Raw genomic sequence first — 18,496 nt, 5'->3', positions numbered from 1 at the left:
AGCTTCCCAGCAGCACTTTTCAGCAATACCCGTTTATTCCTCAACCCATCAACCAATACGACGTTCATCAAACCAAGCCACACTGAATTTGGCCACCTGAGCAGAGGTGATGGACTGACTCCGCATCGGTATTACCCATTTTGGTAGCTGATGGGACTCTCCTGCTGTGAGATAATGCGTACGCAAACGGTTTCGTACCGTTTTCGACACATATATCTTGATGGCATTGATGCCTGGTTTTTTCATTCTGGACGCCACCGTTCCCTGACGAGGCGTCTTTTTTTCCGTTACTAAAGCGTTAACGGATTATGAAAAAGTGCTGTGTAAAGCAGGAGAAAATGCTAGATGTGATTTAGCCGTTTTTGATTTTTCGGTCGACTTGAGATTGAGGTTTTCCAAACAGGTATCCCTGCACGAGATCGCAGCCAAGTGCCTGAAGACGTTCAAGCTGCGCTTCGGTTTCAACACCTTCTGCGATGACACTCATATTGAGGCTCTTCGCCATACCGGTTATCAATTTGACGATATTAAGCGCATCATCCTGTGTGGAAATAGGATTCACAAAGGATTTGTCTATTTTAATTTTATCAAAATTCAATTCACTCAGTCTTGAGAGCGACGAATATCCCGTTCCGAAATCATCGATGGAAATTTTTACACCCAGAGATCTGAGCTTTTTGAGGATAGTGATTGGCATATTGCTGTCACTGAAAAGAGAAGATTCCGTCACCTCCAGTTCGAGTCGGTTAGCCGGTAGTCCTGTCTCTTTAAGGATGGATTGCACCATCGTCGTAAATGATTTATTACCCAATTGAATTGGTGAGACGTTAACGGAGATCCTTGCCGGAATCGCCCATAGCGCTGCTTCCCGGCAGGCAAGCTCAAGCACAATTTTCCCGATCTGATTGATCATCCCGGTTTTTTCAGCGACAGAAATAAAGTAATCAGGTGACAGTATCCCCTTCACAGGGTGTATCCAGCGAATAAGCGCTTCATATCCGTAAATTTGATTGCTGAATGAATCGACAATAGGTTGGTAATATACAACGAACTCATGGTTATCGAGTGCTAGTGCCATGTCATGTTCAAGGGTTCTACTTTCCTGTAATCTTTGCATCATCCACTGACGGAAGACTTTTATCTGCTGTGAACCTGCTTTTTTGGCTTCATAGAGCGCCAGATCCGCAAATTTATAGAGATAATCAGAGCGTCGTTCATTGTCTGATAAAACGATACCTACACAGGTAGCAATTTTTATAAGTTGATTATTAATCGTATAGGGCTGACTAATCTCATCGCTGATTTCTCTGGCTCGCGAAAGTGCCGCTGTTTCGGTCAAACCGCTGGACAGAAGTGCAAATTCATCACCGCCCAGGCGGTAAAATGTCTCTGAATCGCAACTCATTGAAGTCAGACGGCGGGATACCTGACGTAACAGTAAATCGCCGGTATCATGGCCATAGGTATCGTTGACCTCTTTAAACCGGTCTAAATCAAATAACATCACCGTGACAGGGATGTGGTTCTTATCTGCCTGAAGATTAATTTTGTTGAGATCGTCCCAGAAGTAAAGGCGGTTTTTCATCCCCGTCAGGGAATCATGGTAGACATCATATTCCAGCTTCGCATTCTGAATCTGCAGTGTTTCTTTTGACAACTGGAGCTCTTCAGCAAGGCTTTTAACCTGCATATGTGCTTTGAGAATATTTTTGTTCTGATAAATCATTAAAAAGCCCAGGATAAAGCTTAATATCACCAGGAGTAATGAAAGAGCAGAGTAAATATAATAAAGGATCTGTATTTTCTTGTTAGATTCATTAACCGTGTTAATGTCTTTCGTTAGTGCCGTTGCAGAAAGCTGGCTCAGCGGAGCATCAAGCATATGCATATTTTTCAGGTATGCCTGTAACTCCGGATGGCTCATTTTCTCAAGATGATCGTCCAGATAGTTCAGTATTTGCTCTAAGCGTGAAGCGAGCTCCTGGTGCGCTTTATCGCTGTCAATATAGCGACCTAAATCTCCCCCTTTCATTAAATCGCCCTGACTCAGCATAATTTCAAGGCGCATGCGGACCTGGTCTATCGTAACGTCATCGGTATCGGTTGCGTATAGACCAAGCCATGATTCAAAACGGTAATACTCAGATACCAGTTGGGCCACTGACCAGGACTCAGTGTATTGAGTCAGTTTTTGCAACTCTTGCTGTCGATCATAAACAAGGTATGCAATATATCCTGTCGTGATAAAAAGAGAAAAAATGATACCAACCAGTATCCTGTTCATTATGTTCTCCTGAACGACTACTCAATCTTCATTTTGCTAACCTGCCATGCTGATCGTGAGTAATAAATCTGATTATTCAACTCAGGAAGACTGTCATAGGGGTATACAATGAATGATGGGCCTTTATCGCGGATGCGCATATATTCGCCATTAACCTTTAGGGCAAGTATGGCGTTGTATTTTTTGAAGTCACTGAGAGGGATGACGGTAGAGTAATCATTGAGCGCGATAACATTAATGTTTGATCCCTTCGCACCCACATAATCCATGAGTTTGCTCATTGGAACACCCTCAAACTTAGTGCGGCCATTATACCAGGGGGATGTTGTCTCAAAACTCACCATACCCAGTTTTTCAAGGCTGGCGAGATCAAACACTGCTTTCCCATTATCATTGGTATTTTCTATATTACCGTAAATCGTTAAAATGGGTTTACCGACTGGTTTTGGCAGGTCGCCAGCCCAGGTCAAACTCGGTGCCAGACAGCATAACAGCAGTAGGATTAATCGCATTTTGGCCTCCACTTTTTTACCAGAAGTATAAGAATTATAATTTAGTTATCATACTAGTTTATATATTTTGTTGAGACGCTACTGTTTTTATACATTTTTTGCGTGTAAATCAAGTGAAATCAATGAGTTGTGTTTATGAGGTGACAGGGTGTTTTCTGCATAAAAAACGGTTAAGTTGTTGAGATAAACCAATGTTACTTGAATAAACTCCCCCGCGTTTAAAAAATGATCGCTTTAATTGATTGATATTTTCTCACACTACTGATTTTACCCGACCCGGTAACGTAGAAAAACACAACATAATGGGTGGCGAAGCCGTACGTTTATCCAGCTGGGCGAGAACGTGTAAGCCACGTTGTTGCAGGCGGGAAAAATTCATACCGGAAAACCTGTTTAATCAGCCCGCCTCCAGCATCCCAAAACTCACAATCCTTGACCGACCCAACTCTTTCGCCCTGTATAGGGCCACATCCGCGGCGCGCAGCAGGTTGTCACTCTGGGCATGCTGGGGATAGCTGGCAATACCAATCGAGACATCCACCGGCCCAATTTCTGTAAGCCCGTAGCGAAGCGACAGCTCATGCACGCCGTTGTAAATCTTCTGTGCGCAGGTGTGAGCCTCTTCTTCACCAGCACCGGAGAGCAGAACCAGAAACTCTTCACCCCCATAGCGGAACGCCAGTCCGTTGTCATGTGCCGCCCGCTGAACAATCGACGCCACGCTTTTGATCACCTGATCGCCCGCTTCATGGCCGAAGCGGTCATTGATGCTCTTGAAGTGATCGATGTCGATCATCATGCAGCTTAACGGTTCACCGTTACGCATCGCCTGCGTCATTTGGGTTTGCAGGGTATCTTCCAGATGATGACGATTACGCAAACCGGTAAGCGGGTCAAAAAGGGCTTTTTCCAGCAATGCGTCGCGTAGTCGCTGGTTGGCGAGCGCCAGACCGAGTGCTTCGGCCATCAGTTCCAGATACGCGCGGGAAGGGGCATTATCCGCAGTGATATTCTGGAAGGAGAGCAAACCAATCGCCTCGCCCTGGGCGATAAGCGGCACGCACAGTGAACTATTCGACTGTGACTCCGGCAGGTGGTAACAGGCGATATCTGGCTCACCATTTACCGGCGGGTGGCTCTGCCCGCGACGCACGGCCCAGCACTCATCCGGATGGAACGTCGTCTTTTCCCCGATCGGTGAAAGCCATTGTGCGACACAGCGCATCTGCCACGGATCGCGGTCAAGCACGTAGAGTTGGCCCGCTATCCCCGGTGCGATATTCGGTGCAAACAGCTCCGCCACGTTAATCACATCGTTAAAGTTCTCGCACCCTTGTAGTCGCTGGGTCATGCGCGCCAGCAGTTCGCGGATGGCCCAGTCGGCATCGCGCTCTTTTTCCAGACGTTGTCGCGCCAGGCCGTTTTCACGGAAGATGCGGATGGCTTGTGCCATATCACCGATCTCATCAATCTGGTTGAAGTTCGGCGTTTCAACCGCGTAATCCTGCGAGGCCAGGCGGTGTACCACATCACTCAGACGTACGACGGGGCGCAGCACGCGGCGTTTCAAGATAAAGCCGAGAACAAACAAGAACAGCAGGGCGGTCAGACCAACCATCATCTCAGAGGCCGTACGCAGCGCTTTCGATTTTTTGGTCGCATCCTGAACGGAGGCGATGACGCGTTTGTCGAGGATCTGACGAAAATGATCGATTTGGTTCTGCGCGCGCTCCAGCTCCTGCTCATACGGGGCGCCATAGAGCAGGGCCACGGCCTGAGCGTCTTCTCCTCGTTTCAGGCTGGAAAGCGCGGTTTGCTGCTCATCCTGCAGCTCATCAATAATTTTTAACCCTTCACGCAGCAGAGACAGCTCATCATCTGATGCACCATTGTCCCGCAGTTTTTCCAGCCGGAATTCAATGTTCTTCAGATAGCCCTCTGACTGCTGGTATTCCCTGTAGGTTTGCGGATCTTTTTTTATGACGTACAGGCGTGCCAAATCGGACTGCGCCCAGGCGTCGGTCTCCACATCTTCGGTAAGCTCATCAAAACGCTGGCGTTGTTCTACAGCATGACGTTCTGCGGTGTCGGCATTGGACGCCATCAGCATGATGATGCCTGAGGCGATGGTCAGGCAGACCGTGGCACCATAGGCCCAGTTGGTTATTGTCGCGATTCGCACCTGGTGATCCTTTTACGACATGAATAGGAGGGCGTTTTTTCAAATTATAGAAAACGTCTGATTTAAGGCGAAAAAAAAAGGCGGCACAGCGCCGCCTGGTGTGGTCTTTATCGTCACATCCTCACAAATCTGGAGGGTTTTTTCCTTCTTCGATGAAATCGGCGTCCAGTTCTTCGGCGTTACCTTCGTGATCGCGTCCGGAGAAGAGGTTCCAGCAGGCAATAAACAGCGCGGCGATCAGCGGGCCAATTACAAAGCCATTAATGCCGTACAGCTCCATGCCGCCAAGAGTGGAGATCAAAATCAGATAGTCCGGCATTTTGGTGTCTTTTCCCACCAGCAGCGGGCGCAAGATATTGTCCACCAGCCCAACGACGATCACGAAGAAGCCCACAATAAATAGCCCCTGCCAGATCTGATGCGTGGCGAACAGGAAGATGGCGGCAGGCACCCAGACAATCGCCGAGCCGATGGCGGGCACCAGCGAGAGGAACGCCATCAGCGCGCCCCAGAGCACGCTGCCGTCAATACCCGCAATAGCAAACGCAATCCCGCCGAGGATGCCCTGAACCACCGCCACCGCCGCTGTTCCTTTTACCGTGGCACGCGACACGCCGACGAATTTGGCGAACAGGTGCTGCTTGGCGAAATCCGACAGAGGGAGGGAGTCGAGGATCTGGCGCACCAGATACGGGCCGTCTTTCAGCAGGAAGAACAGCAGATAAAGCATGATGCCGAAGCTAATCGCAAAGCCAAACGTCCCTTTGCCAATCAGAAACGCGCTGCCGGCCAGATACTGTCCACCCTGCAGGGCGACATCCGAGAGTTTTTTCTGAATCTGTGCCGCGTTGTTCAGGTTGTGATCCGCCAGGAAACCGCTGGCCCAGTCTGGCAGGTGGTTGAAGATACTTGCCACTACCTCCGGGAATTGCGTGTTGTTCTCCTGTAGCTTGGTGTAAACCACGTTCAGCTCAATGGCGAGTGAGGAGAGGATCACCATCAACGGGATAAACACTATCAGGCAGATGATGCCGATGGTCAGCAGCGAGGCCAACCCGTTGCGATCCCCTAGCGCGGCGCGCAATCTGTTTTTTACCGGGTTAAAAATGACCGTCAGGATCGCGGCCCACAGTATCGCGGAGAAGTAGGGCGACAGCACATCGAAGAAGGCCCAGGTGACAAGGGCAAGAATAAAAATAAAGAAACCTTTGGTCAGTCCGTTAAAGCGCATCAGTCAGTCCTGGTTACTAAGAAACAGTGTCGACTATAGAACTGATTGTGAGAATTACCAACCTTACGCCGGGTGGCGGGCAGTGTTACGGTATGAATCCGCTCTTCACGGATACCACTTTCGACTGACCGAAGATCGCCTCTTCCCGCACCATGCTGTAAGTATCTGCTTGCGGAGGTGCTTATGGCCTGGCGTCCGATTCTTTATGTGATCCTCACCACCCACCCCAGACTCAGCTCGCGGCGCGCCCGTTTGCGTCTGGTCATCTAGCTTTTTATTAACAATCGCGGTATAACACACCTTCTTTGGATGTTTAGATGTCCATACGTATAGAAGGTAATATGCAAACACAACAAGAAAATGGGCAGCTTAAGCGCACCATGAAAACACGCCACCTGATAATGCTCTCGCTGGGTGGCGTGATTGGGACAGGGTTATTCTTCAATACTGGCTACATCATTTCCACGACCGGTGCAGCAGGCACGCTGCTGGCGTACCTGATAGGCGCGCTGGTGGTCTGGCTGGTGATGCAGTGTCTGGGCGAGCTCTCCGTGGCGATGCCGGAAACCGGCGCGTTTCACGTCTACGCCGCACGCTATCTGGGTCCGGCGACGGGTTATACCGTGGCATGGCTCTACTGGCTGACCTGGACGGTGGCGCTCGGGTCGAGCTTTACTGCCGCTGGGTTCTGCATGCAGTACTGGTTCCCGCAGGTGCCCGTCTGGGCCTGGTGTGTCGTGTTCTGCGCGGTGATTTTTGGCCTGAACGTCATCTCCACGCGCTTCTTCGCCGAGGGCGAGTTCTGGTTCTCGCTGGTCAAAGTGATCACCATCATCGCCTTTATTATTCTTGGCGGTGCGGCAATCTTTGGTTTTATCCCGATGCAGGATGGTTCGCCTGCGCCAGGCTTAACCAATATTACGGCTGAAGGCTGGTTCCCGCACGGTGGCCTGCCGATCCTGATGACCATGGTGGCGGTGAACTTTGCTTTCTCCGGCACAGAGCTTATCGGTATTGCAGCCGGAGAGACGGAAAATCCGCACAAGGTGATTCCGGTCGCTATCCGTACCACTATCGCACGCCTGATTATCTTCTTTATCGGTACCGTATTTGTACTGGCGGCGCTGATCCCTATGCAGCAGGCGGGAGTGGAAAAGAGTCCGTTCGTGCTGGTGTTTGAGAAGGTCGGCATTCCTTATGCGGCAGATATCTTTAACTTTGTGATTTTGACGGCGATCCTCTCGGCGGCCAACTCCGGGCTGTATGCTTCGGGCCGCATGCTGTGGTCGCTCTCGAACGAGAAAACGCTGCCGCGCTGTTTTGCTCGCGTTAATAAGAACGGCGTACCGCTGACGGCGCTATCCGTTTCTATGCTTGGCGGCGTGCTGGCGCTGTTCTCAAGCGTGGTGGCACCGGACACGGTGTTTGTGGCGCTGTCGGCGATTTCTGGCTTTGCGGTGGTGGCGGTGTGGATCAGCATCTGCGCGTCGCACTTCGTTTTCCGTCGTCGTCATTTACAGTCCGGCCAGCCTCTCTCGGCTTTGCAGTACCGCGCGCCATGGTATCCGCTGGTTCCCGTGCTCGGATTTATCCTCTGTGTGGTGGCCTGTGTTGGGCTGTGGTTTGACCCAAGCCAGCGCATTGCCCTTTATTGCGGGCTTCCGTTTGTTGCCCTGTGTTATGGTGCCTACTACCTGACCCGAAATATGACATCGCAGGAGCCTGAACATGTCGCAGAATAATCCGCTTACCGCCATCCTCGAAAAACAGCCATTTGTGGTGCTGGATGGCGCGATGGCAACGGAGCTGGAAGCTCGTGGTTGTAATCTTGCAGACAGCCTCTGGTCTGCCAAAGTGCTGGTCGAAAACCCGGATCTTATCCGTGAAGTTCACCTCGACTACTACCGGGCAGGCGCGCAGGTGGCGATCACCGCCAGCTATCAGGCTACGCCTGCGGGCTTTGCAGCGCGCGGTCTGGACGAGGCGCAATCTCGGGCGTTAATTGGCAAAAGCGTGGAACTGGCGCGTAAGGCGCGTGAAGCGTATCTGGCTGAAAACCCACATGCGGGTACGCTGCTGGTGGCCGGTTCCGTTGGGCCGTATGGTGCGTATCTGGCGGACGGCTCTGAGTATCGTGGCGACTATGTACGCAGCGAAGAAGAGTTCACCACCTTCCACCGTCCACGCGTAGAAGCGCTACTGGATGCGGGAGCGGATCTGTTGGCCTGCGAAACGCTGCCGTCTTTTGGGGAAATCAAAGCGCTGGCGGCACTCCTGGCCGAGTATCCCCGCGCCCGGGCGTGGTTCTCCTTTACCCTGCGGGACAGCGAACACCTGAGCGACGGTACGCCGCTGCGGGAAGTGATTGCGGAGCTGGGGCATTATCCGCATATTGTCGCGCTGGGCATCAACTGCATCGCGCTGGAAAACACCACCGCGGCTCTGAAACACCTGCAGAGTCTGACCTCGCTGCCGTTGGTGGTTTACCCGAACTCGGGCGAGCATTATGACGCGGTAACCAAAACCTGGCACCACCACGGTGAAGCGTGCGAGACGCTGGCAGGGTATTTGCCGCAGTGGCTGGACGCAGGGGCCAAATTAATCGGTGGATGCTGTCGGACCACGCCGAAAGATATTGCTGAGCTGAACGCGCAGCGCTGATGCCCTCACCCTGACCCTCTCCCATTGGGAGAGGGAAAAAGCTACACCGCACAAAATCAACTATCCTTTCCCGCTTTTTATCTAAAAACGAATCGTTATGAGCGATTCATTTTTATTCCTTTATCAAAATTCCCGCGCCGGAAATACTGCCCTCATAACAACAAGGGGAGCAGGCACTATGGCAATTTCATCGCGAATCACACTTCTCGGCGCACTGGCGCTGTGGGCATTTCAGGCGCAGGCGGTAGACGTCACCGTCGCGTATCAAACCTCTGCGGAACCGGCGAAAGTCGCGCAGGCGGACAACACCTTTGCCAAAGAGAGCGGCGCGAAGGTTGACTGGCGCAAGTTCGACAGCGGGGCGTCCGTCGTGCGTGCGTTAGCCTCCGGCGATGTGCAGATCGGCAATATCGGATCCAGCCCGCTGGCGGTTGCGGCCAGCCAGCAGGTGCCGATTGAGGTGTTCCTGCTCGCCTCGCAGCTCGGTAACTCTGAAGCGCTGGTGGTGAAGAAAAACATCACCAAACCGGAAGATCTGATCGGTAAACGCATCGCCGTGCCGTTTATCTCCACCACCCACTACAGCCTGCTGGCGGCGTTGAAACACTGGGGCATCAAACCGGGTCAGGTACAAATCATCAACCTGCAGCCGCCGGCAATTATCGCGGCCTGGCAGCGCGGCGATATTGACGGCGCATACGTCTGGGCACCGGCTGTCAACGAACTGGAAAAAGACGGTACCGTGCTGACCGACTCGGAAAAAGTGGGCCAGTGGGGCGCGCCAACCCTCGACGTGTGGGTCGTGCGTAAAGACTTTGCCGAGAAACACCCTGAGGTGGTGAAAGCCTTCGCCAAAAGCGCGATTGACGCCCAGCAGCCCTATATCAGCAACCCGGATGAATGGCTGAAGCAGCCCGCCAACCTGGAGAAACTCTCCCGCCTGAGCGGCGTGCCGGAAGCGGACGTACCGGGGCTGGTGAAAGGCAATACCTATCTCACCCCCGCGCAGCAGGTGCAGCAGCTGACCGGGCCGGTGAACAAAGCGATTGTGGATACCGCCACCTTCCTGAAAGAGCAGGGCAAAGTGCCTGCGGTGGCCGCTGATTACAGCCAGTACGTGACCGATCGTTTTGTGAAATAAGGAGTCCGCCATGCTGAATATTACAAATCTGTATGCCGATTACGCTGGTAAGCCCGCGCTGGAGGACATCAACCTGACGCTGGACAGCGGAGAACTGCTGGTGGTGCTGGGCCCGTCCGGGTGGGGAAAAACCACGCTGCTGAATCTGATCGCCGGGTTTGTCCCTTATCAGCATGGCACCATTCAACTGGAAGGCAAAAAGGTGGAAGGCCCGGGCGCCGAGCGCGGCGTGGTCTTCCAGAACGAAGGATTACTTCCCTGGCGCAACGTGCAGGAAAACGTGGCGTTTGGGCTACAGCTTGCGGGCATCAGTCGCGAACAGCGGCTGGAAACGGCACGGACGATGCTGAAAAAAGTGGGGCTGGAAGGGGCGGAAAAACGCTTTATCTGGCAGCTTTCCGGCGGTCAGCGGCAGCGCGTAGGTATTGCCCGCGCGCTGGCAGCGAATTCACAGCTATTGCTGCTGGACGAGCCGTTCGGGGCGCTCGACGCCTTCACCCGCGAGCAGATGCAAACCCTGCTGCTGCGCCTGTGGTATGAAACCGGCAAACAGGTGCTGCTGATCACGCATGATATTGAAGAGGCGGTATTTATGGCCACCGAACTGGTGTTGTTATCGCCAGGGCCTGGGCGCGTACTGGAACGCCTGCCGCTTGAGTTTGCCCGCCGCTACGTCACAGGAGAACCCGTGCGCAGCATCAAATCCGATCCGCTGTTTATCGAACAGCGTGAATACGTCTTAAGCCGCGTGTTTGAACAACGGGAGGCGTTCTCATGAGCATCGTCTTCAGTGAAAAAACGCGCCGCACGCGTATGGTGCTGCGCTGGCCTTTCTCGCACCAAATCACACTGAGCGTCGGCACGCTGCTGGCATTACTGGCGGTGTGGTGGCTGGTGGCTGCCCAGCAGTGGATTAGCCCACTGTTTCTGCCACCGCCGGGACAGGTTCTGGCCAAACTTATTTCCATCGCCGGGCCGCAGGGCTTTATGGATGCCACGCTGTGGCAGCACTTAGGCGCAAGCCTGGCCCGTATTCTGGTGGCGCTGCTGGCGGCGGTCATCATTGGTATTCCGGTGGGAATTGCGATGGGGTTGAGCCCGACTGTTCGCGGCATTCTCGACCCGTTGATTGAGCTTTACCGCCCGGTGCCGCCGCTGGCGTACCTGCCGCTGATGGTGATCTGGTTTGGTATTGGTGAAACGTCAAAAATTCTGCTGATTTATCTGGCGATTTTTGCCCCGGTCGCCATGTCGGCGCTGGCGGGAGTGAAGAGCGCCCAGCAGGTGCGGATCCGCGCGGCGCAGTCGCTGGGAGCAAGCCGCACGCAGGTGCTGTTGTTCGTGATTTTACCCGGCGCGCTGCCGGAGATTTTAACCGGACTGCGCATCGGCCTCGGCGTGGGCTGGTCCACGCTGGTGGCGGCAGAGCTGATTGCAGCCACGCGCGGTCTTGGATTTATGGTGCAGTCTGCCGGAGAGTTTCTGGCGACTGACGTGGTACTGGCAGGAATTGCGGTGATCGCCGTGATTGCCTTTGGATTAGAACTGGGGCTGCGCGCGTTACAGCGCCGCCTGACGCCCTGGCATGGAGAAATACAATGAGTGAACGTCTGACCATTACCCCGCTGGGGCCGTACATTGGCGCGCAGGTGTCGGGGCTGGATGTGACCCGCCCGCTGAGCGATAACCAGTTCGAGCAGTTGTACCACGCAGTACTGCGCCATCAGGTGGTGTTCCTGCGCGAACAGGCGATAACCCCGCAGCAGCAGCGCGCCCTGGCGCTGCGTTTTGGTGACCTGCATATCCACCCCGTCTATCCGCATGCGGAAGGCGTGGAGGAGATTATCGTTCTGGATACCCACAACGATAATCCACCGGATAACGACAACTGGCACACTGATGTGACCTTTATCGAGACGCCGCCTGCCGGGGCGATCCTGGCGGCGAAGCTGTTACCGGAAACCGGCGGCGATACGCTGTGGGCTAGCGGCATAGCGGCCTTTGAAGCGTTGTCCGCGCCGTTCCGGACGCTGCTGAGCGGCTTGCGGGCGGAGCATGACTTCAAAAAATCGTTCCAGGGTACAAGTACCGTAAGAGCGAAGAAGAACATCAGCGCTGGCAGGAAGCGGTTGCAAAGCATCCACCGTTGCTACATCCGGTCGTGCGTACTCACCCGGTAACGGGCAAGCAGGCGCTGTTCGTCAACGAAGGGTTCACCACGCGCATTGTGGACGTGACGGAAAAAGAGAGCGAGGCGTTGTTGAGTTTCCTGTTTGCGCATATCACTAAACCGGAATTTCAGGTGCGCTGGCGCTGGCAGGAGAACGATCTGGCGATCTGGGATAACCGCGTGACTCAGCATTACGCCAATGCGGATTACCTGCCGCAGCGCCGGATTATGCAGCGGGCAACGATTTTGGGCGATAAGCCGTTTTACCGTCCTTAACCCGTCGCTCCCGTAGGCCGGGCAAGCGCAGCGCCACCCGGCGAAAACGGTGCACAATTGCCGGGTGGCGGCTACGCCTTACCCGGCCTACAAAATACCGCACATTTAAAGGTGCGCCTCAATATACCGCTGATAGCGGTTCGCCTTCAGGTAACACAAATCCACCAGCACCAGTCCGTCGACGCAGTCGTTAAATGCCGGGTCGCTGCCAAAATCAATAAACTGCACGCCGCCGGGTTCGCAAAGCTCGGAATACTGTTTGTAGAGCGGGGGAATGCCGCAACCGAGGTTTCCGAGCAGCGATTTAAGCTTCGTCAGGTCATCCACATAATCCACGCCGCTAAACTGTGCCAGAACATCCGGCAGCGATGCCGGATACGGCTGACGTGAGGCGGCTAATGGATGTGTCGCCGGGAACCAGAGACGGTAAAATGCCACCAGCAAATCCCGTGCGGCAGGCGGTAAGCCGCCGGAAATGGAGACCGGGCCAAACAGGTAGCGATAGTGCGGATAACGTGCAAGGTACGCCCCAATGCCGGACCACAAATAATCCAGACCACGACGTCCCCAGTAGCGTGGCTGAATGAAGCTGCGCCCCAGTTCAATACCGTGCTCCAGCACATCCTGCATTTTGTCGTCGTAGTGGAACAAGCTATAGCTGTACAACCCTTCCAGACCGCGACGCTCAACCTGTCTGGCGGTAGGCATAAAGCGATACGCGCCGACGATCTCCAGATCCTCATCATCCCACAGGATCAGATGCAGATAATCATCATCATAACGGTCGGTGTCCCGGCGTTTGCCGCTCCCTTCTTCCACCGCGCGAAAGGCAATTTCGCGCAGGCGGCCCAGCTCGCGCAACAGCGGGGCATCTTCCTGACCGTTACGTTGCCAAAGATAGATGGTTTTACCGTCGCTGGTATTGCCCAGACATTCGGCCTGCGCCAGCGCGCGTTTCAGGGTGGCCCGGTCTTCCGGGCGGGCGATAGCGCACTGGGTTTTAAAGACGCCAGGCACTCCCTTGCCAAGACGCATCACGTGCTGACGACATTGCTCGGCCATCTCACGTGACGAAAGGGTGGCGCTATGCCAGTGATGCCAGGCGATCTGCTGGCCGATTTTAATCGGCAGCTGGCTATGGCGGCGGCGGAACATCTGCTGCATCAGCAACAGCATCGACAGCGTCGGGGAGACCAGCGTGCTGGCATAAAAGAGCAGGCTGTTATGTGCCTGAATATGCACCGGCAGCAGCGGGGCGCGCAGCTTGCTGGCGAGTTTGATGAAGCCAGAGTGCCATTTTTTATCGCGAATGCCTTTGCGCGTGGGCCGCGAAACTTCTCCCGCCGGGAAGAAAATCAGCACGCCAGCGTTTTGCAGATGCTGTTCCATCTGGACCAGGGACGTTTTCGCCGTCCTGCCACCCATATTGTCCACTGGAATAAACAGCGAACTGAGGGGCTCAAGGTGGGTCAGCATCCGGTTGGTCACGACTTTGACATCGCGTCGTACCCTGGAGACGGCGTACAACAGCGCCAGCCCGTCAAGCGTACCCGTCGGGTGGTTGGCAATAATGACCAGCGGGCCATGTTCGGGGATTTGTTCGAGATCGCGGGCGGAAACGGTGCAGAGAATATCAAGGTGCTCCAGAACTTGCTCCACCATATCCAGACCTTTCAGGTGGCGGTGTGCTGCGGCAAATTGCTGGAATTCGTCTTCGTAAAACAGTCTTTTTAACAGACTTTTTTGCCAGGGGGCTGGCCTCGCCTGAGGCCAAAGATCGTCGAGAACGCTATCGAGGCTAAACATGATTACTCCTCCTGCCGTCTTGCGAAGACAGTAGAAGGAGCAGATGTCGGTTGTATTGCAGTTTGGTGAAGATTAGCGGAGGATTTTTTTCTCGGCCAGATCCAGCGTGAAGTAGCTGAAGATCAGATCCGCGCCTGCGCGTTTGATCGCGCCGAGGCTTTCGAGAACCACTTTCTCTTCATCAATCGCACCTGCCAGGGCGGCGAATTTGATCATCGCGTACTCACCGCTTACCTGATAAGCGCCCAGTGGCAGCTCGGTACGCTCGCGAATGTCGCGCAGGATATCGAGATAAGCACCGGCCGGTTTCACCATCAGACAATCTGCGCCCTGGGCTTCATCAAGCAGGGATTCACGAATCGCTTCCCGGCGGTTCAGCGGGTTCATCTGATAGGTTTTACGGTCGCCTTTCAGCGCCGTACCCGCTGCTTCACGGAACGGGCCGTAGAACGAGGAGGCAAATTTGGTGGAGTAGGACATGATGGCAGTGTCAGTAAAACCTGCAGCATCCAGGGCCTGACGAATCGCCTGAACCTGTCCGTCCATCGCGGCGGATGGCGCGATGAAATCCGCACCGGCAGCGGCAGCGACGACCGCTTGTTTGCCGAGATTAAGCAGGGTGGCATCGTTGTCCACGCCGTGATCGCACAGCACACCGCAGTGGCCATGAGAGGTGTATTCGCAGAAACACGTGTCAGACATCACCACCATTTCCGGCACTGTCTCTTTGCAGATGCGGGACATACGAGCGACCAGGCCATCTTCTTTCCACGCGTCGCTGCCGGTGGCATCGGTATGGTGGGAGATGCCAAAGGTCATTACCGAGCGGATCCCGGCGTTGGCGATGCGTTCGATCTCACGCGCCAGATATTTTTCCGGAATGCGCATCACGCCAGGCATGGCTTCGATGGCCTTATAGTCATCAATCTCTTCTTCGACAAAAATCGGCAACACCAGATCGTTTAAGGTCAGTGTTGTCTCTTCAAACATAGCGCGCAGTGCAGGTGACTTGCGCAGGCGGCGGGGGCGTGCAATTAAATCGGTCATGGTATGCCTGATGTTTGTGGAACAAAGAGGGCTAGTGTACATCAAAGTGAAGACGGGTGTTTTACTAAAGTGGGCATTTTGTTTTTTGCGATATTCTCTAATGAAATATTTGTGCTGCTTCTATATTAATGGTTATGCATGTTTGAAAGTGATTTATTATTTTTGATTATATATTTCGCATCTGCTGGTAAGTATTTTAACGTTATGTTTTTATAATATTTATCTATTGTGACCCTATTCTTTTCATGTATCTTAAGGTCAATTGTCTGGATACGGACTTAATGGAAACATTCATTGAACCTTTTCGAATTGAAAATGCATAATTCCCTCCGCAATAAATATTGCCAAATGATTGATGGACAAACTTGCTTACGTCCCTGAGGAGGGATGACCCAATGCAAACATGGAAAAAGAAACTGGTTGTATCTCAACTTGCATTAGCCTGCACCCTGGCTATCGCTTCTCAGGCCAATGCGAAAGATATTTCCGGTACGACATATAATACTTTTGGATATGATAATACAGCTTCCACTCCCTGGTATTATGGTTATACGGACTGGAATGACTCTGACGTTGCTCACGACGGTGATATTTATCCGGTGATGAATAAATCCACCGTGAATGGTGTTATTTCCACATATTATCTGGATGAGGGTGTTAATGGTCGGGCGAATGCATTGAGCATTTCCAATAGCACCATTAATGGCATGATCACCTCTCAATGTATGACCGCTTCGTGTTCTGATGGCCTGGATACCGACGGTACGATCCATTCGCAGTACGATCGTTTTAGCCTGACCGTCGACAATTCCACTATTAACGACACTTACGAGCACTATGCGTATGACGTTGTTAACGGGGAAAATACGGAAACACATTATCTTGATACTTATGGTCTGGGCAATGCGATTACCCTGGATGTGGAATCGGATATTGTTATCCAGAATAATTCTCACGTTGCCGGTATTACCCTGACGCAGGGTTATCAGGAGCGGGATAATACCCCGTACGACGGCGTTGAAGGCGTGGCTAACAGCAGCAAGGTGTTTACTGACACGCTTGTGGTGAAAGATTCTGTACTGACTTCTGGCGCGTATAGCGATCTGGGTACCAGCGGGTTCTATGGTCAAACCGCGAAGCCGAGCGACTATGGTGAAACCAATGCGACAGCAGCAGATGATGCGGCGCTGATTGTGTCAGCCAGCGAATCTGACAACGCGATGCAGACCTCTGCCACGTTCGATCATTCCACCATCACTGGCGATATTTTATTCTCCAGTACCTTCGACAACAACTTCTACCCGAATGGCGATCCGGCAACCGATACCACCGAGGATGGCATCTATAACCCCACGACTAACGGCTGGGACGGTACCGATAAGCTGGATGTGACTCTCACTAACGGCAGCAAATGGGTGGGCGCGGCACAGTCCAGCGTCGAGGCTATCGGCACGGCTCAAATGTACGGCCTGGGCTATAGCAACGTAGACTGGAGCACGCTGTCCCCCAACAGCATTTGGCCGGACTCCACCTATGACAGCAACGGACACGTTGCGGGAGAATCGGTTTATCAGAGCGGTCTTTTCAACGTTACGCTGGATAACGGTTCTGAGTGGGATACCCGCAAGCTTTCTAACATCGACATGCTGACGGTAAACAACCAGTCGCAGGTCAATGTTGAAAACTCAGGCCTGTTGGCTGATTCCATTACGCTGACCAATACATCCTCGCTGAATATCGGCGATAGCGGTGGTGTGGCCACTGACCATCTGTATCTGGACAGCAATAGCCGCGCGGCACTGACGGAAGAAACGGCCGATCTCTATGCCAACACCATCACCGTGGATAACGGCGCAGAGCTGGCGTTGGGGCTGGGTCAGGTTGATACGCACAATATGGTGCTGAGCGATGGTGGTGTGCTGAACGTTGCCAGCCGTGACTACGTGCTGAATAGCGATCTGAACAACGCGCGCTATATCACCAACGATAAGCACAATGCCGATTATGACTACGGCGTTGTGGCGATTAACTCTGACGGCCATCTGGCGGTGAACGGTGACGTTGCGGGCAACTACAAAGTACGCATCGACGAGGCCACCGGTGCCGGTTCCGTAGCCGATTACAAAAACAAAGAGATCGTTCGCGTCTATGACAATAACGCGGATACCGCAGCCAGCTTTACTGCCGCAAACAAAGCCGATTTAGGTGCTTACACCTATCAGGCGCAGCAGCAGGGTGACACCGTTGTCCTCCAGCAGAAAGCGCTGACCGACTACGCGAATATGGCGCTGAGCATCCCTTCTGCCAATACCAACATCTGGAACCTGCAGCAGGATACCGTCGGAACGCGTCTGACCAACAGCCGTCACGGGCTGGCGGATAACGGCGGGGCGTGGGTGAGCTACTTCGGTGGCAACTTCGACGGTGACAATGGTGTAATCCGCTACGATCAGGACGTGAGCGGTATTATGGTGGGTCTGGATACCCAGATAGACGGTAATAACGCGAAATGGATCGTCGGCGGAGCGGCAGGTTTTGCGAAGGGAGATATCAGCGATCGTAGCGGTCAGGTCGATCAGGACAGCCAGACGGCGATGATCTACGCGTCGGCGAAGTTCATGAACGATCTGTTCCTCGACAGTTCCCTGAGCTATACCCGCTTCAACAGCGATCTCTCTGCTAACATGAGCAACGGTCAGTATGTTGACGGTAACGCCACCAATGACGCAGTGGGTTTTGGGCTGAAACTGGGCTATGACTGGAAGCCAAACCTCTCCGGCTACGTTACGCCATACGCAGCGGTGTCTGGCCTCTTCCAGTCCAGTGATGACTATCGTCTCAGCAATGACATGCGCATGGATGGGCAATCTTACGATAGCCTGCGTTATGAACTCGGTGTCGATGCCGGTTACACCTTCAACTACGGCGGCGATCAGGCTCTGACCCCTTACTTCAAACTGGCCTACGTGTATGATGATGCCGATAACAATGCTGATATTAACGGCGACAGCATTGATAACGGCGTGAAAGGCTCAGCTGTGCGGGTAGGGCTGGGCACCCAGTTCAGCTTCACGAAAAACTTCAGTGCTTACACTGATGCCACTTATCTGGGCGGCGGCGACGTTGACCAGAACTGGGGGGCAAATCTGGGTGTGAAATATACCTGGTAATGAATAAGGCGGGGGG

Annotated in this window: 13 protein-coding genes and 1 pseudogene; 7 read left to right on the top strand and 7 right to left on the bottom strand. The window is 53.5% G+C overall.

Annotated features, from left to right (window positions below; translation table 11 throughout):
* Positions 1–48: 48 nt before the first annotated feature.
* From AC0XWG_RS02330 to AC0XWG_RS02310, 5 genes are all read right to left on the bottom strand, one after another.
* Positions 49–246: a hypothetical protein gene (locus tag AC0XWG_RS02330; protein ID WP_128348692.1), complete on the bottom strand. Its 198-nt coding sequence runs from the start codon at positions 244–246 to the stop codon at positions 49–51.
* A 106-nt stretch (positions 247–352) separates the two neighbouring features.
* Complete coding sequence (locus AC0XWG_RS02325) at positions 353–2,284, bottom strand: putative bifunctional diguanylate cyclase/phosphodiesterase (RefSeq protein ID WP_475680337.1); 1,932 nt, start codon at positions 2,282–2,284, stop codon at positions 353–355.
* A 17-nt stretch (positions 2,285–2,301) separates the two neighbouring features.
* A complete protein-coding gene (locus tag AC0XWG_RS02320) occupies positions 2,302–2,796 on the bottom strand; it encodes a putative pterin-binding protein (RefSeq protein ID WP_049007691.1) in 495 nt (164 codons plus the stop codon).
* A gap of 397 nt (positions 2,797–3,193) precedes the next feature.
* Positions 3,194–4,978, bottom strand: coding sequence for a diguanylate cyclase (locus tag AC0XWG_RS02315; RefSeq protein ID WP_257246830.1), 1,785 nt, complete (start codon positions 4,976–4,978; stop codon positions 3,194–3,196).
* A 121-nt stretch (positions 4,979–5,099) separates the two neighbouring features.
* Positions 5,100–6,209 carry an AI-2E family transporter gene (locus AC0XWG_RS02310; RefSeq protein WP_108090730.1) on the bottom strand — a complete coding sequence of 370 codons (1,110 nt, stop codon included), beginning with the start codon at positions 6,207–6,209 and terminating at the stop codon, positions 5,100–5,102.
* Positions 6,210–6,550: 341 nt separating this feature from the next.
* On the opposite strand from AC0XWG_RS02310, the gene mmuP reads away from it, so the two are divergent.
* The 6 genes and pseudogenes from mmuP (at position 6,551) to tauD (ending at position 12,457) form a co-directional block, all read left to right on the top strand.
* The gene (gene mmuP, locus AC0XWG_RS02305) at positions 6,551–7,951 is read left to right on the top strand and encodes an S-methylmethionine permease (RefSeq protein WP_128348695.1); all 1,401 of its coding nucleotides are present in this window, start codon (positions 6,551–6,553) and stop codon (positions 7,949–7,951) included.
* Positions 7,938–8,870 (top strand): homocysteine S-methyltransferase, encoded by a 933-nt coding sequence (gene mmuM, locus AC0XWG_RS02300; RefSeq protein ID WP_128348696.1) that lies wholly within the window; start codon positions 7,938–7,940, stop codon positions 8,868–8,870. Before mmuP ends, mmuM begins: the two co-directional genes overlap by 14 nt.
* A 178-nt stretch (positions 8,871–9,048) precedes the next feature.
* Positions 9,049–10,011 carry a taurine ABC transporter substrate-binding protein gene (gene tauA, locus AC0XWG_RS02295; protein ID WP_023293188.1) on the top strand — a complete coding sequence of 321 codons (963 nt, stop codon included), beginning with the start codon at positions 9,049–9,051 and terminating at the stop codon, positions 10,009–10,011.
* 10 nt (positions 10,012–10,021) lie between these two features.
* Positions 10,022–10,789 (top strand): taurine ABC transporter ATP-binding subunit, encoded by a 768-nt coding sequence (gene tauB, locus AC0XWG_RS02290; RefSeq protein WP_475680336.1) that lies wholly within the window; start codon positions 10,022–10,024, stop codon positions 10,787–10,789.
* Positions 10,786–11,613, top strand: a complete 828-nt coding sequence (tauC, locus tag AC0XWG_RS02285; RefSeq protein WP_108090726.1) for a taurine ABC transporter permease TauC — start codon at positions 10,786–10,788, stop codon at positions 11,611–11,613. Before tauB ends, tauC begins: the two co-directional genes overlap by 4 nt.
* A pseudogene (gene tauD / locus AC0XWG_RS02280) lies at positions 11,610–12,457 on the top strand (taurine dioxygenase). Before tauC ends, tauD begins: the two are co-directional and overlap by 4 nt.
* 105 nt (positions 12,458–12,562) lie before the next feature.
* On the opposite strand, the gene olsF reads toward tauD, so the two are convergent.
* Together olsF and hemB are read right to left on the bottom strand one after the other, a co-directional pair.
* On the bottom strand, positions 12,563–14,263 hold the full coding sequence (gene olsF, locus AC0XWG_RS02275; RefSeq protein ID WP_049007682.1) for a bifunctional ornithine lipid synthase OlsF: 1,701 nt from the start codon (positions 14,261–14,263) through the stop codon (positions 12,563–12,565).
* Positions 14,264–14,335: 72 nt separating this feature from the next.
* Positions 14,336–15,310 (bottom strand): porphobilinogen synthase, encoded by a 975-nt coding sequence (gene hemB, locus AC0XWG_RS02270; RefSeq protein ID WP_475680335.1) that lies wholly within the window; start codon positions 15,308–15,310, stop codon positions 14,336–14,338.
* A 395-nt stretch (positions 15,311–15,705) separates the two neighbouring features.
* Between hemB and AC0XWG_RS02265 the strand changes: the two genes are divergently transcribed.
* The gene (locus AC0XWG_RS02265; protein ID WP_475680334.1) at positions 15,706–18,480 is read left to right on the top strand and encodes an autotransporter outer membrane beta-barrel domain-containing protein; all 2,775 of its coding nucleotides are present in this window, start codon (positions 15,706–15,708) and stop codon (positions 18,478–18,480) included.
* The last annotated feature ends 16 nt before the right edge of the window (positions 18,481–18,496 follow it).

It is taken from the genome of Enterobacter sp. DVT3837, from assembly GCF_056238685.1.
This window is presented reverse-complemented; position numbering and strand designations above follow the sequence as displayed.

Coding starts and splice junctions, on each gene's coding strand:
- tauB (WP_475680336.1), top strand. CDS start 10,022: ATGCTGAATATTACAAATCTGTATGCCGATTACGCTGGTAAGCCCGCG.
- AC0XWG_RS02265 (WP_475680334.1), top strand. CDS start 15,706: ATGCAAACATGGAAAAAGAAACTGGTTGTATCTCAACTTGCATTAGCC.
- AC0XWG_RS02330 (WP_128348692.1), bottom strand. CDS start 246: ATGAAAAAACCAGGCATCAATGCCATCAAGATATATGTGTCGAAAACG.
- olsF (WP_049007682.1), bottom strand. CDS start 14,263: ATGTTTAGCCTCGATAGCGTTCTCGACGATCTTTGGCCTCAGGCGAGG.
- mmuP (WP_128348695.1), top strand. CDS start 6,551: ATGCAAACACAACAAGAAAATGGGCAGCTTAAGCGCACCATGAAAACA.
- AC0XWG_RS02325 (WP_475680337.1), bottom strand. CDS start 2,284: ATGAACAGGATACTGGTTGGTATCATTTTTTCTCTTTTTATCACGACA.
- tauA (WP_023293188.1), top strand. CDS start 9,049: ATGGCAATTTCATCGCGAATCACACTTCTCGGCGCACTGGCGCTGTGG.
- tauC (WP_108090726.1), top strand. CDS start 10,786: ATGAGCATCGTCTTCAGTGAAAAAACGCGCCGCACGCGTATGGTGCTG.
- hemB (WP_475680335.1), bottom strand. CDS start 15,310: ATGACCGATTTAATTGCACGCCCCCGCCGCCTGCGCAAGTCACCTGCA.
- mmuM (WP_128348696.1), top strand. CDS start 7,938: ATGTCGCAGAATAATCCGCTTACCGCCATCCTCGAAAAACAGCCATTT.
- AC0XWG_RS02310 (WP_108090730.1), bottom strand. CDS start 6,209: ATGCGCTTTAACGGACTGACCAAAGGTTTCTTTATTTTTATTCTTGCC.
- AC0XWG_RS02320 (WP_049007691.1), bottom strand. CDS start 2,796: ATGCGATTAATCCTACTGCTGTTATGCTGTCTGGCACCGAGTTTGACC.